The sequence below is a fragment of the Rhizobacter sp. P3_C12 genome (genome assembly GCF_056402735.1).
Genome location: NZ_JBFUGW010000171.1, coordinates 1 through 14,024, shown reverse-complemented (window position 1 = coordinate 14,024; position 14,024 = coordinate 1). Strand labels below are relative to the sequence as shown.

General features: G+C 68.3%; 13 protein-coding genes. 1 reads left to right on the top strand and 12 read right to left on the bottom strand.

Features of this window, described 5'->3' with window-relative positions; genetic code table 11:
• The 3 genes from AC1DXV_RS22775 to ppsA form a co-directional block, all read right to left on the bottom strand.
• A partial coding sequence (locus AC1DXV_RS22775) for a VC_2705 family sodium/solute symporter (protein ID WP_477935668.1) occupies positions 1-893 on the bottom strand: 893 nt, incomplete at its 3' end.
• Positions 886-1,149, bottom strand: a complete 264-nt coding sequence (locus AC1DXV_RS22770) for a DUF4212 domain-containing protein (RefSeq protein WP_477868875.1) — start codon at positions 1,147-1,149, stop codon at positions 886-888. The genes AC1DXV_RS22775 and AC1DXV_RS22770, both read right to left, overlap by 8 nt.
• Positions 1,150-1,156: 7 nt before the next feature.
• Positions 1,157-3,550, bottom strand: a complete 2,394-nt coding sequence (gene ppsA, locus AC1DXV_RS22765) for a phosphoenolpyruvate synthase (RefSeq protein WP_477935670.1) — start codon at positions 3,548-3,550, stop codon at positions 1,157-1,159.
• Positions 3,551-3,782: 232 nt separating this feature from the next.
• Here ppsA and ppsR point away from each other — a divergent pair, with 232 nt between their 5' ends.
• Positions 3,783-4,604 (top strand): posphoenolpyruvate synthetase regulatory kinase/phosphorylase PpsR, encoded by an 822-nt coding sequence (gene ppsR / locus AC1DXV_RS22760; protein WP_477935666.1) that lies wholly within the window; start codon positions 3,783-3,785, stop codon positions 4,602-4,604.
• A gap of 336 nt (positions 4,605-4,940) precedes the next feature.
• On the opposite strand, the gene AC1DXV_RS22755 is transcribed toward ppsR, so the two are convergent.
• The 9 genes from AC1DXV_RS22755 to rseP all read right to left on the bottom strand — a co-directional run.
• Entirely contained in the window at positions 4,941-5,717 is a 777-nt protein-coding gene (locus AC1DXV_RS22755; protein WP_477873533.1) for a TrmH family RNA methyltransferase, read from the bottom strand.
• 13 nt (positions 5,718-5,730) lie between these two features.
• Positions 5,731-6,393 carry a ribonuclease HII gene (rnhB, locus tag AC1DXV_RS22750; RefSeq protein WP_477873532.1) on the bottom strand — a complete coding sequence of 221 codons (663 nt, stop codon included), beginning with the start codon at positions 6,391-6,393 and terminating at the stop codon, positions 5,731-5,733.
• Complete coding sequence (gene lpxB, locus AC1DXV_RS22745; RefSeq protein WP_477935664.1) at positions 6,365-7,513, bottom strand: lipid-A-disaccharide synthase; 1,149 nt, start codon at positions 7,511-7,513, stop codon at positions 6,365-6,367. Before lpxB ends, rnhB begins: the two co-directional genes overlap by 29 nt.
• A gap of 6 nt (positions 7,514-7,519) precedes the next feature.
• Complete coding sequence (gene lpxA / locus AC1DXV_RS22740; RefSeq protein ID WP_477873671.1) at positions 7,520-8,308, bottom strand: acyl-ACP--UDP-N-acetylglucosamine O-acyltransferase; 789 nt, start codon at positions 8,306-8,308, stop codon at positions 7,520-7,522.
• Positions 8,309-8,324: 16 nt separating this feature from the next.
• The gene (gene fabZ / locus AC1DXV_RS22735) at positions 8,325-8,771 is read right to left on the bottom strand and encodes a 3-hydroxyacyl-ACP dehydratase FabZ (RefSeq protein WP_465112380.1); all 447 of its coding nucleotides are present in this window, start codon (positions 8,769-8,771) and stop codon (positions 8,325-8,327) included.
• A gap of 2 nt (positions 8,772-8,773) precedes the next feature.
• Positions 8,774-9,802: a UDP-3-O-(3-hydroxymyristoyl)glucosamine N-acyltransferase gene (lpxD, locus tag AC1DXV_RS22730; RefSeq protein WP_477935662.1), complete on the bottom strand. Its 1,029-nt coding sequence runs from the start codon at positions 9,800-9,802 to the stop codon at positions 8,774-8,776.
• A 3-nt stretch (positions 9,803-9,805) separates the two neighbouring features.
• Positions 9,806-10,333 carry an OmpH/Skp family outer membrane protein gene (locus tag AC1DXV_RS22725; RefSeq protein ID WP_465112323.1) on the bottom strand — a complete coding sequence of 176 codons (528 nt, stop codon included), beginning with the start codon at positions 10,331-10,333 and terminating at the stop codon, positions 9,806-9,808.
• The gene (gene bamA / locus AC1DXV_RS22720) at positions 10,333-12,657 is read right to left on the bottom strand and encodes an outer membrane protein assembly factor BamA (protein WP_477935654.1); all 2,325 of its coding nucleotides are present in this window, start codon (positions 12,655-12,657) and stop codon (positions 10,333-10,335) included. The genes AC1DXV_RS22725 and bamA overlap by 1 nt, the downstream gene beginning before the upstream one ends.
• 7 nt (positions 12,658-12,664) lie before the next feature.
• The coding region (gene rseP / locus AC1DXV_RS22715; protein ID WP_477935652.1) for an RIP metalloprotease RseP at positions 12,665-14,024 on the bottom strand (1,360 nt) is incomplete at its 5' end.

The window sequence follows — 14,024 nt, the reverse complement described above, 5'->3', positions numbered from 1 at the left end:
CGCGCTCCAGCGCCCGAGCCGGCCACGTCGCGCAGCCGCATCGCATCGCCCTCGGCACGCGCCTTGTACAGCGCGATCACCTCCAGCTCGCGCGGATCCTGCGCCAGCGCCTTCTCGCGCTCGCTCAGCTTCTGCAGCTGCGCGCCGTAGATCGCCTGCGGCACCGGCACGCCGGTCTGCTTGACCGACAGCCACACCACCGGCACCAGGTAGGCCACCAGCAGCACGATGTACTGCGCGACCTGCGTCCAGGTGATCGCGCGCATGCCGCCGAGGAACGAGCACACCAGCACGCCGCCCAGCCCGAGGAAGATGCCGACCTCGAAGGCCACGCCGGTCAGCCGCGTGGTGATCAGCCCGACGCCGTAGATCTGCGCCACCACGTAGGTGAACGAGCAGAGGATGGCCGCGGCCGCGCCGATCAGCCGCGGCGCATGGCCGCCGTAGCGCGCACCGAGGAAATCGGGAATCGTGAACTCGCCGAACTTGCGCAGGTACGGCGCCAGCAGCAGCGCCACCAGGCAGAAGCCGCCGGTCCAGCCCATGATGAACGCGAGACCGCCGTAGCCTTGCAGGTACATGGTGCCGGCCAGGCTGATGAAGGACGCGGCTGACATCCAGTCGGYCGCGGTCGCCATGCCGTTGTAGACCGCCGGCACGCGCCGCCCGGCCACGTAGTACTCGTTCGCGTCGGTGGTGCGGCAGATGATGCCGATGCAGGCGTACAGCGCGACGGTGGCCAGCAGGAAGGTGACGCCGATCCAGCGCTTGGGCAGCCCGGCCTGCTCGGCGGCGGCGAGTGCCGCGATGAACGCCAGCAGGCCCACGGTGTAGAGCCCGTAGACCTTGTGGAGCCGGCGAAGAAAGCGGCGCTGCTCGCCGGAGTCACTCATGGCCGGGATGGTCGGCGCCCGGCTGCGCCGCGTCCATCCGGTTCATCACCCACGCGTAGACGCCGATGACCGCGAGGAACACCAGCAAGGCGCCCTGCGCGCCGACCCAGAAGCTGAACGGCCAGCCGAAGAAGCCGAAGCCCAGGTCGCGCGCGAACCACGCGACGCCGAAGCCGACCACGAACCACACGGCCAGCAGGCCGGCGACGAGGCGCCGGTTGCGGCGCCAGTAGGCGGTGGGTTCGGCCGGCGTCACATCACGCTCAGCGTTTGGCCAGGCGCTGCCAGGTCTCGACGACGGTGTCCGGGTTCAGCGAGATCGACACGATCCCCTCCTGCGCCAGCCAGTCGGCGAAGTCGGGGTGGTCGCTCGGCCCCTGGCCGCAGATGCCGATGTACTTGCCGACCGCGCGGCAGGCCGCGATCGCGCGCGAGATCATCGCCTTCACGGCCGGATCACGCTCGTCGAAGTCGCGCGCCAGCAACTCCATGCCCGAATCGCGGTCCAGGCCCAGCGTGAGCTGCGTCAGGTCGTTCGAGCCGATCGACATGCCGTCGAAGTGCTCGAGGAACTGCTCGGCGAGGATCGCGTTGCTCGGCACCTCGCACATCATGATGATGCGCAGCCCGTCCTGCCCACCCGCCGAGGCCCGCTTGAGCCCGTGCTCGGCCAGCATCTCGACGACCCGCTTCGCCTGCCCGACGGTGCGCACGAACGGCACCATGATCTCGACGTTGTCGAGCCCCATGTCGCTGCGCACGCGCTTCAGGGCCTCGCACTCCATCGCGAAGGCCTCGCCGAAGCTCTCGCTGACGTAGCGCGACGCGCCGCGGAAGCCGAGCATCGGGTTCTCTTCCTCGGGCTCGTAGCGCGAGCCGCCGATCAGCTTGCGGTACTCGTTGCTCTTGAAGTCGCTGAGCCGCACGATCACCGGCTTCGGCCAGAACGCGGCCGCGATGGTGGCCACGCCCTCGACCAGCTTGTCGACGTAGAACGCGCGCGGCGAGGCATGCCCGCGCGCCACCGACTCGACCGCCTTCTTCAGGTCGAGGTCGATGTTCGGGTAGTCGAGGATCGCCTTCGGGTGCACGCCGATGTTGTTGTTGATGATGAACTCGAGCCGCGCGAGGCCGACGCCGCTGTTGGGCATCTGCGCGAAATCGAACGCCAGCTGCGGGTTGCCGACGTTCATCATGATCTTGATCGGGCAGTACGGGAGCTCGCCACGCTGCACTTCGCTGATCTCGGTGTCGAGCAGGCCCTCGTAGATGTAGCCGGTGTCGCCTTCGGAGCAGGCCACGGTGACGAGCGCGCCTTCCTTCAGCGTCTCGGTCGCGTCGCCGCAGCCGACCACCGCCGGGATGCCCAGCTCGCGCGCGATGATCGCCGCGTGGCAGGTGCGCCCGCCGCGGTTCGTGACGATCGCGCTGGCGCGCTTCATCACCGGCTCCCAGTTCGGGTCGGTCATGTCGGTGACGAGCACGTCGCCGGCCTGCACGGTGTCCATGTCGGCCAGGCTGTGCACGATGCGCACCGGGCCGGTGCCGATCTTCTGGCCGATCGCGCGGCCTTCGGCGAGCACCGTGCCGCTGCCCTTCAGCTTGTAGCGCTGCTCGGCCTTGCCGGCCGACTGGCTCTTCACCGTCTCGGGGCGGGCCTGCAGGATGTAGAGCTTGCCGTCGGCGCCGTCCTTGCCCCACTCGATGTCCATCGGGCGGGCGTAGTGCTGCTCGATGGTCAGCGCGTAGCCGGCCAGCTCGGCCACGTCGGCGTCGCTCAGCGAATAGCGGTTGCGCAGCTCGGTGGCGGTGTCGACCGTCTTCACGAGCTTGCCCGACGCGGCCTTCTCGGCGGGCGTCGCGAACTCCATCTTGATCAGCTTGGAGCCGAGGTTGCGGCGGATGATGGCCTGCTTGCCGTTGCGCAGCGCCGGCTTGTGCACGTAGAACTCGTCCGGGTTGACGGCGCCCTGCACCACCGTCTCGCCCAGGCCGTAGCTGGAGGTGATGAAGACGACGTCGGTGAAGCCGCTCTCGGTGTCGATCGTGAACATCACGCCGGCGGCGCCGAGGTCGGAGCGCACCATGCGCTGCACGCCGGCCGACAGCGCCACGTCGCCGTGCGCGAAGCCCTTGTGCACGCGGTAGCTGATGGCGCGGTCGTTGTAGAGGCTCGCGAAGACCTCCTTCATCTTGTGCAGCACCTCGTCGATGCCGATCACGTTGAGGAAGGTCTCCTGCTGGCCGGCGAAGCTGGCGTCGGGCAGGTCTTCGGCGGTGGCCGACGAGCGCACGGCGAACGACGCGCCCGGGTGGTCGGCCGTCAGCCGCGCGAATTCGGCGCGGATGGCGGTCTCCAGCTCGGGCGGGAACGGCGTGGCCTCGATCCAGGCACGGATCTGCGCGCCGGCCTCGGCCAGCGCCTTCACGTCATCGGTGTTGAGGGTGGAAAGTCGATCCTGGATGCGCGCGGCCAGGCCGTTGTGCGCGAGAAACTGTCGGAAGGCGTGGGCCGTGGTGGCAAAGCCGCCGGGCACCCGCACGCCCGAGGCCGCCAGCTGGCTGATCATTTCGCCGAGGGAGGCGTTCTTGCCGCCGACCGCCTCGACGTCGGTCATTCTCAGATGTTCAAACGGTGCGACCAGGGCGGTCGCCAGGTTCGGAAGTGACRTGGGAAAGCTCCGTGATGTTGAGAAACCGGTGCTTCCCGCCCGAACCGCGAACCCGAGCAATGCTCCGAGGGCTCCAGCAGGCGACGCGCGGCCCAGCGCTTGAATTGTTCGAGTGGTGACATGGACCGTTGGGCGTTAGGGGGGCGATTTGGAAGGTTGGGGGCGATTTTACGGGCCTTCCTGCCTATCATCGATGCCTCAACGCCCCCCTGTTCACATGGCCAATCGCACTGTCTACTTCGTCTCCGACGGCACCGGGATCACGGCCGAGACCTTCGGCAACTCGATCCTGGCCCAGTTCGCGATCAAGCCGCGGCACGTGCGGCGCCCGTTCGTCGACTCCGAGGACAAGGTGCACCAGGTGGTGCGCGAGATCAACCATTCGTTCGACGTCGAGGGCCGCCGGCCGATCGTGTTCGTGACGCTGGTGAACCGCGAGATCCTGAACATCCTGAAGGCGAACAGCCGCGGCATGGTGCTGGACATGTTCAACACCTTCATCGAACCGCTGGAGGCCGAGTTCGAGATGACCTCGAACCACCGGGTCGGCCGCTTCCCGGACATCTCGAAGAGCCAGGAGTACACCGACCGCATCGAGGCGATCAACTTCTCGCTGGCGCACGACGACGGGCAATCGTCGAAGAACCTGGCCGAGGCCGACGTGATCCTGGTCGGCGTGAGCCGCAGCGGCAAGACGCCGACCTCGCTGTACCTGGCGATGCAACATGGCATCAAGGCGGCCAATTACCCACTGATCCCGGAAGACTTCGACCGCCGCGTGCTGCCGGCGGGGTTGGCGCCGCACCGGCGCAAGTGCTTCGGGTTGACCATTGCGCCGGAGCGGCTGGCCGAGATCCGCCATGAGCGGCGGCCCAACAGCCCGTATTCCAGCATCGAGAACTGCCGGCACGAGGTGTCGGAGGCCGAGGCGATGATGCGGCGCGAGAGCATCGCGTGGCTCTCGTCGACGCACAAGTCGATCGAGGAGATCGCGACGACGATTCTTCGGGATATTCGGCCAGATCGGTTGATGTACTGAGCGCTCTTTGTGCGGCGCGGCGGGTGGCSGGASGGGCTGGGGGCTCGGCTGGGGCGGTCGGCCCTGGCGGGCCGACTGCACGAAGAAGCTCGGCTTCGGGGGTGCATCGGCAAACTCCCGCCACTCACTTCGTTCGTTGTGGTCAAACACAGCCGATGAGTATGTCTACGAAGCGCGCTGGCGCGCGCCACCCCCGAAACCGAGCTTCTCCGTCGCCCCAGAAGTCGCCCCCAGCCCGTCCCGCCACCCGCCGCGCAGAACCAGCCGCTCTTGTTGGGGGAAAAGATTGAAGTGACCGACGAGCATGCGTGCGTTCGCGTGCCTTGCCGCTCTGTTTCAGATTCTCTGCCGCGCAGACTCGTAGAGACACACCGCCGCGGCGGCAGCGACGTTCAGCGACTCCTCGCCGCCTGGCTGCGGAATGCGCAAGGCCTGCGCGCAACGCGCCATCAGCGCAGCCGACACGCCCTGCCCTTCGTGACCCAGTACCCAGGCGCAGGGCCACGGCAACGTCGCGCGGTGAATCTCGTGGGGGGTGTGCGAGCTGGTGGCCAGCAAGGGGACGGTCAACGCCGCAAGTGCATCGGCTTCAATGCCCTCGACCAGGCTCAGTGCGAAATGCGCACCCATGCCGGCGCGCAGCACCTTCGGCGACCACAGCGCCGCCGTGCCCTTCAGCGCGATCACCTGAGTAAAGCCGAAGGCCGCCGCGCTGCGCAGCACCGCACCGACGTTGCCTGCATCCTGCAGTCGATCGAGCACGACGCTCGGCGCATCGGCTTGCAGCGACGCACCGCCCGTCCACGGCAGCACGAACACGATCGGAGCCGCCGACTCGAGCGTGCCGATGCCGGCCATCAGCGCCGCCGGCACCACGGCCACCTGCGGTGCGCGCTCGGCCAGCGCCCGCAGCGCCGGTACCTGCCAGCCCGCTTCGGTGATCACCGCCTGCGACGGCAGCCCGCCCCGCTGCAGCAGCGCCGCAGCCAGGTGATCGCCTTCCAGCAGCACCTCGCCGTGCTTGCGGTAGCCACCCGGATCGGCCGCCAGCTTGCGCAGCCGCACCAGCAACGGGTTGTCGCGCGAACTGATCGCCTTGATCGCTGCGGCCATCACTCGGCAGCCATCATTCGGCCGGCACCGCAAACACCACGGACACCGGCGCGCCCAACGGTACCAGCGCTTCGCGCACCGGCGCGAACGAGCGGCGGTGGTGCACGCAGGCGCCGTGCTGCTTCAGCGCGGCCAGGTGCATCGGCGTGCCGTAGCCCTTGTGCTCGTCGAAGCCGTACTGCGGGTGCTGCTCGTGCAACGTGAGGCACAAGCGGTCGCGGTGCACCTTCGCGAGGATCGACGCCGCCGAGATCGACTGCACCAGCGCATCGCCCTGCACGATGGCTTCGGCCGCCATCTTCAGCACCGGCAGGCGGTTGCCATCGACCAGCACCTTGACCGGCACCAGCCGCAAGCCCTCGACGGCGCGGCGCATCGCCAGCATCGTCGCCTGCAGGATGTTCAGCGTGTCGATCTCCTCGACGCTCGCCTCGGCCACCGCGCAGCACAAGGCCCGCTCGCGGATCTCGTCGTACAGCCGCGCACGCACCGCGGCCGACAACTTCTTCGAATCATCCAGCCCCTTGATCGGGCGCTGGTCGTCGAGGATCACCGCCGCGGCGACCACCGGGCCGGCCAACGGGCCGCGGCCGGCTTCGTCCACGCCCGCCACCAGGCCGATCGCGTCGAAGCGCAGGCCGAACTGTTCAGAACCGGAGGACTTTCTCGATCGCATCGGTGGCAGCCAGGGCAGTGTTGCAGCGCAGTCGGTGGTGCAGTTCGGTGAAACGCCGGGCAATGGCCGCGGACTCTTCCGGCTTGTCGAGCCAGGCCAGGCCCGCAGCCGCGAGTTTCTGCGGCGTCGCGTCGTCCTGCAAGAGCTCGGGCACCGCGAATTCCCCGAGCAGGATGTTCGGCAAACCGACCCACGGCTGGTAGCCCATGCGCTTCATCATCTGCCAGCTCAGCCAGTTCATCGCGTAGGTGATGACCATCGGCCGCTTGAAGAGCGCCGCCTCGAGCGTCGCCGTGCCGCTCGCGATCAGCGTGACGTCGCAGGCGGCCAGCACCTCGTGCGAGCGGCCGTCGAGCAGCTCGACGCCCACCCCGCCCGCATGCTCGACCACCATCGGCTCGACCAGCGAGCGCAGCCCCGGCACCACCGGCAGCAGGAAGCGCAACTGCGGCCGCTRCCGCTTCATCAACGCCGCCGCGGCCAGCAGGCGCGGCGCGATGTACTCGACCTCGGAGCGCCGGCTGCCGGGCAGCAGCGCAACGACCGTTTCACCGCTGCCGATGCCCAGCGCGCGGCGCGCCGCTTCGCGCGGCACCTCGAGCGGAATCGCATCCGCCAGCGGATGGCCGACATAGGTCGCCGCAATGCCGTGGCGCTTGTAGATCTCCGGCTCGAACGGGAAGATGCACAGCACGTGGTCGACCGCGGCGCGGATCTTGTCGATGCGATCGCCCCGCCACGCCCAGATCGACGGGCTGACGAAATGGATGCTCTTGATGCCGAGCGTCTTCAGCCGCGCCTCGAGCCCGAGGTTGAAGTCGGGCGCGTCGACGCCGATGAAGGCGTCGGGCGGCTCGTGCATCAGGCGGCGGGCCAGCTTCTCGCGGATGCCGGAGATCTCGCGGTAGTGGCGCAGCACCTCGACATACCCGCGCACCGCGAGCTTGTCATGCGGCCACCAGGCCTCGAAACCCTGCGCGGCCATGTTCGGCCCGCCGATGCCGGCCGCATGCATCAGGGGCCAGCGCGCCTTCAGGCCGCCCAGCAACAGGCCGGCGAGCAGGTCGCCGGAGGCTTCGCCGGCCACCAGGGCCAGCCGTGGTGAGCCGGGATGCGTCATCAGGGGCTAGCGTGCGATGCCGCGGGTCACGCCGGCAAGGAAGTCGGTCATCATCGCAGCGTCGGCCGCGGCCTCGGGCACCGACGTGCCCAGCGCGGCGATCTCGTCGCGCGCCTCCTGCAGCGTGCGGCCGCTGCGGTACAGGCTGCGGTGCATCTGCTTGACCGCCGCAATGCGCTCGGCACTGAAACCGCGCCGCCGCAGGCCCTCGACATTGAAGCCGCGCACCGCGAGCGGGTTGCCGTCGACCATCATGTACGGCGGCACGTCCTGCGAGATCGCGCTGGAGAAGCCGACGAACGCATAGGCGCCGATCTTCACGAACTGGTGCACGCCCGACAGCCCGCCGATCGTCACCCAGTCGCCGACATGCACATGGCCCGCCAGCGTCGCGTTGTTGGCCAGCACCGTGTGGTTGCCCAGCTGCACGTCGTGCGCCAGGTGCACGTAGGCCATGATCCAGTTGTCGTTGCCGACGCGCGTGATGCCGACGTCCTGCGAGGTGCCGGTGTTGAAGGTGCAGAACTCGCGGATCGTGTTGCGGTCGCCGATGTGAAGCTGCGTCGGCTCGCCGGCGTACTTCTTGTCCTGCGGCACYGCGCCGAGCGACACGAACTGGAAGATCCGGTTGTCGCGCCCGATCGTCGTGTGGCCGTCGATCACCGCATGCGGGCCGATCGTGGTGCCTTCGTCGATGCGCACATGCTCGCCGATCACCGCGTAGGGACCGATGCTGACCGTGGCCCCCAGCTGGGCGCCCGGGGCGATCACGGCGGTGGGATGGATGGTGGCCATCGTTGCGCTCCCCGGATCAGCTGACCTTGCGCATCGTGCACATCAGCTCGGCCTCGACGGCCAGCTCGCCATCGACCGATGCACGCGCCTTGTACTTGTAGATGCCGGCCTTCACGCGGTCGACCGCCACGTCGAGGATCAGCTGGTCGCCCGGCTCCACCGGCCGCTTGAAACGCGCACCGTCGATGCCGACGAAGTAGTAGACGGTGTCGCTGTCCGGCGTATCGCCGGTCGTCTCGAACGACAGCAGCGCCGCCGCCTGGGCCAGCGCTTCGAGCATCAGCACGCCCGGCATCACCGGGCGGTGCGGGAAGTGGCCGGTGAAGAACGGCTCGTTGATCGTGACGTTCTTCAGCGCCTTGATGCGCACGCCCTTCTCCATCTCCAGCACGCGATCGACCAGCAGGATCGGATAGCGGTGCGGCAGCTTCTTGAGGATCTGGTGGATATCCATCGTGTCCATGGTCATGCAATCTTCTTTTCAAGGGCACGCAGACGCTCGCGCAGGCCGTGCAGGTTGCGCAAGGTCGCGGCGTTCTTTTCCCAGGACGCATTGTCGTCGATGGGGAACACGCCGCTGTAGGTTCCGGGCTGCAGGATCGAACGCGTGACGACGCTCGCCGCGGAGATGTTGACCCGGTCGCCCAGCTTCAGGTGGCCGAGGATCATGCCGGCGCCGCCGATCGTGCAGTTGGCGCCGATCGTCGTGCTGCCGGCAATGCCGACGCAGCCGGCGATCGCGGTGTTGCGGCCGATGCGCACGTTGTGGGCCACCTGGATCAGGTTGTCGAGCTTGGCGCCGTCTTCGATGACGGTGTCGGCCAGCGCGCCGCGGTCGATGCAGGTGTTGGCGCCGATCTCGACGTCGTTGCCGATGCGCACGCCGCCCAGCTGCTCGATCTTCTCGTAGCGCCCCTGGGTCGGCGCGAAACCGAAACCGTCGGCACCGATCACGGCACCGCTGTGCACGATGCCGCGCTCGCCGATGTGGCAATCGGCCAGCAGCGTGACGCGCGGCGCGAGACGCGTGCCGGCACCGACGCTCGCACCCCGGCCGATCACGCAGTGCGCCCCGATGACTGCGCCGGCGCCGATGCGCGCACCGGCCTCGACCAGCACGAATGCGCCGATGCTCGCGCCGGCGTCGATCACGGCGCCCGCCTCGACGACGGCACTCGGGTGCACGCCGGCCGGCACCGCCGGGCGCGTGCGCGCCGCCCACCACTGCGTGAGCTTCGCGAAGGCCAGGTAGGGGTCGTCGCAGACCAGGGCCGCACCGCGGGCGACCGCGGCGTCGCGCATCGCCGGCGCGACGATCACGCAGCCGGCGGCGCTGGCCTCCAGCTGCGCGGCATAGCGGGGATTCGAGAGAAAGGAGATCGTGCCCGGCGTGGCGCCCTCGAGCGGGCCGATCCGGTCGATGGGCAGCGCGGCGCTGCCGATCAGTTCGCCGCCGAGCTGGGCGGCGATGTCACCGAGTTGAACCGCATCCACGGCTCACTTGCCGCCTTGCTGGGCGTTCAGCGCCTTGATCACCTTGTCGGTGATGTCGATGCGCGGGCTGGCAAAGACGACATCCTGCAGGATCAGGTCGTATTTGTCGGTCTCGTAGATCTGCTTGATGACCTTGTTGGCCCGCTCCACCACCGAGGCCAGTTCCTCGTTCTTGCGCTGGTTCAGGTCCTCCTGGAACTCGCGGCGCTTGCGCTGGAACTCGCGGTCCTGGTCGATCAGGTCGCGCTGGCGGCGGGTCTTCTCGGATTCGGCCAGCGTCGGCTGGTCTTTCTCGAGCTTGTCGCCGGCCGCCTTCAGGCGCGTGCCGAACTCGTTCAGGTCTTTCTCGCGTTTCGAGAACTCGGCTTCCAGCTTGGTCTGCGCCGCCTTCGCCGGCACCGCATCGCGCAGCACCTTGTCGAGGCTCACATAGCCGATCTTCAATTCCTGCGCCTGCACACCCAGGGCTGCGAACGCCAGCGTCGCGGCGGCCAGCACGAGATGCAGGGACTTCAATCTTGAGCTATTCATTAGAACGCGGTCCCGATCTGGAATTGCAAACGTTGAATTCTATCTGTTGACTTGTAGCGGATGGGTTCGCCGTAGCTGAGCTTCAGCGGGCCCACCGGCGACACCCAGCTCAGCCCGATGCCGGCCGACGCCCGCATGCTCTCCCACGTGGGCGTCTCGTTCTCGCCCCACACGTTGCCGGCATCGACGTAGCCGAAGATGCGCAGCGTGCGGTCGTTGCCCGAGCCCGGCACCGGCAGGTACAGCTCGCTGTTGATGTTCAGCCGCTTCGGGCCGCCRCTGTACGAGCCGACCACGTCGACCGGCCCGAGCGAGCCCTGGTCGAACGCGCGCACCGTGCCGAGACCGCCGCCGTAGAAGTTCTTGAAGATCGGGTAGCGCTGGCCGTTCAGGCCCCGGCCCCAGCCGAGCTCGGAGTTGAACGCCAGGGTGTACTTCTTCGTGATCGGGATGTACTGCTGGTACTGCAGGTTGCTGCGGACGTAGCGCGTGTCGCCGGCCGCCCCCCACTCGATGTTGACGCGCTTGAAGCTGCCGTCGTTGGGCACCAGCGCGCTGTCGCGCAGGTCGCGCGACCAGCCGATCGTCAGCGGCACCGAGGTGCTCGCATCGCCATAGCGCAGGCGGTACAGGAAGTAGTTGTTCGGCAGCGAACTCGCGCCGCGGATCTCGGTGCGCTCGATGCCGATGCCGAAGAACACCGTGTCGTATTCGCTGAACGGCACGCCGAAGCGGATCGACGCGCCCGGCGTCACCAGCTGGTATTCCTCGCCCTGGCTGTTCAGCGGCTTGACGGTGCGGTAGTACAGGTCGACCGCGCGCGAGATGCCGTCGATCGTGAAGTACGGGTCGACCGCGCTCAGGTCGAGCGTGCGGCTCGAGCGGCTGGTGTTCAGCTCGATGCCGAGGTAGTTGCCCGAGCCGAACACGTTGTCCTGCCGGATCGAGGCGTTCAGCGCCAGCCGGTCGGCGCTCGAGAAGCCGGCGCCGACGATCAGGTTGCCGGTCGGCTTTTCCTTCACCGTCAGCGTCAGGTCGACCTGGTCCTGCGAACCGGGCACCTCGTTCGTCTCGACGTTGACCTCGCTGAAGTAGCCCAGCCGGTCCACCCGGTCGCGCGACAGCTTGATGCGGCGCCCGTCGTACCACGACGATTCGAACTGCCGGAACTCGCGGCGCACCACCTCGTCGCGGGTGCGGCTGTTGCCGGCGACGTTGACGCGGCGCACGTACACGCGGCGCTGCGGATCGCCCACCAGCGTCAGCACGACCTGGCCGGTCGCGCGGTCGATGTCGGTGCGCGGCTCGACGCGGGCGAAGGCGTAGCCGAAGCTGCCGAAGCGCTCGGTGAAGGCCTTGGTCGTCTCGGCCACCGACTCGGCGCGGTAGGCCTCGCCCGGCTTCACCTTGACGAGCGTCTTGAAGTCTTCTTCCTTGCCGAGGTACTCGCCCTCGAGCTTGACCGCCGTCACCGTGTAGGGCTGGCCCTCCTTGATGTTGACGGTGATCGTGATGTCCTGCTTGTCGGCCGAGATCGCGACCTGGGTCGACTCGACCTGGAACTCCAGGTAGCCGCGGTTCAGGTAGTACGAGCGCAGCGTCTCCAGGTCGGCCGTCAGCTTGGCGCGCGAGTAGCGGTCGGCCTTGGTGTACCAGCTCAGCCAGCCGCCGTCGTTCAGGTCGAACAGGCCGAGCAGCGTGCTTTCGGAGAATGCATGGCTGCCGAGGATGCGGATCTCGCTGATGCGCGCGGCCGAGCCTTCGGTGATCGTGAAGGTCACGTTGACGCGGTTGCGTTCCTGCGGGGTGACGGTGGTCACGACCTCGGCGCCGTACAGGCTGCGCGTCAGGTACTGGCGCTTGAGCTCCTGCTCGGCGCGGTCGGCCAGCGCCTTGTCGAAGGGCAGGCCCTCGCCGATGCCGAAATCCTTCAGCGACTTGGTCAGCGTGTCCTTGTCGAACTCGCGCAGGCCGACGAAGTCGATGTTCGCGATGACCGAGCGCTCCTCGACGATCACGACGACGACGTTGCCGTCGATCTCGATGCGCACGTCCTTGAACAGGCCGGTGGCGAACAGCGCGCGCAGCGCCGCCGCGCCCTTCTCGTCGTTGTAGGTGTCGCCGATGCGAAACGGCAGCGAGGCGAACACCGTGCCGGCATCCGACCGTTGCAGGCCCTCGACGCGGATGTCTTTCAACTCGAAGGGGGTGACCGCCCAGGCCGATCCTGCATGCAATGCCGCCGCCAGCGCGATGCTGAGGACGGTGGGACGCAGGGAACGGGGGTGGACGGGGAGGAACTGCAGAACGAGGGGATTGCGCATTCGGTGATCAGTGCAGGCCCAACTGCCGGGCCACATCGTTGTAGAGAGCGAGCGACATCATCAAGAGCATGATCGCCACCCCGCCCCGCTGCAGCCGCTCAAGCCACACGTCCGAGAGAGGCTGCCCCGTCACCGCTTCGAAAAGATAATACATCAGGTGTCCCCCGTCGAGGATCGGTAGCGGCAGCAGGTTCAGCACGCCGAGGCTCACGCTGACCGCGGCGATGAACATCAGGAAATAGACCGGGCCGAGCTGGATCGACTTGCCGGCGTAGTCGGCGATCGTGATGGGGCCGCTCAGGTTCTTCAGCGAGGCCTGGCCGACCAGCATGCGGCCGAGCATCCTGATCGTCAGCACCGACGAATCCCAGGTGCGCTGCACCGCCTGCGTCATGCCGCCCCACAGTCCGTAGCGGACCGTCACCATCTCGTAGGACGCGGCGATGCCGGCCTCGATGCGGCCGACGCGGCGCCCGCCATCCACCGCGACCGCCGGGCGCACGCTCAGCGTGAGCACCTGGGTGCCGCGCTGCACCCGCCACGGCACGGCCTTCGATTCGCCGTCGGCGCCATTGGCGCGGATCAGCTGCAGCATGCGGTTGGCGTCGGGCACCGGCACGCCATCGATGTCGAGCACGCGGTCGCCGCGGCGCAGGCCGGCCGTGTCGCCGGCGCCGCCCGGCGTCAACGGCCCGAGCACCGCGGCGCTCAGCGCGCTGACGCCGATGCGGTCCAGCGTCTGCGGCGTCACGTCGTAGGTGTCCAGCGTGTCGACGTCCAGCGTCACCGCGCGCGAGCCGTGCCCGCGTGCATCGGCCACCATCAGCTGCAGCTTCTCGGTGCGCAGCAGGGCCTGCGTGAGCTGCCAGCTCAGGTCGTTCATCGACTGCACGTCGTCCCACTCGCTGCCGTCGCGCGAGATGGCCGACACGGTGTCGCCGGCATGCAGCCCGGCGCGCTCGGCGAGGCTGCCGACCGGCGGCGTCGCGAGCACGGCCCGGGGTTCGTCCACGCCGACCCAGTGCGCCGCCGAATAGAACAGCACGGCCAGCAGCAGGTTGGCGATCGGCCCGGCCGCGACCACCGCGGCGCGCTGCCACAGCGGCTTGCGGTTGAAGGCCTGCGACTGCTCGCCCGGCGCCACCGGGCCTTCGCGCTCGTCGAGCATCTTCACGTAGCCGCCCAGCGGCAGCACCGACAGCACGAATTCGGTGCTGTCGGGCGTGCGCTGGTGGCGCCACAGCACGCGGCCGAAGCCGATCGAGAAGCGCAGCACCTTGACGCCGCAGGCGCGCGCCACGCTGTAGTGGCCGTACTCGTGGATGACGATCAGGATCCCGAGCGTCACGACGAAGCCGATGATAGAC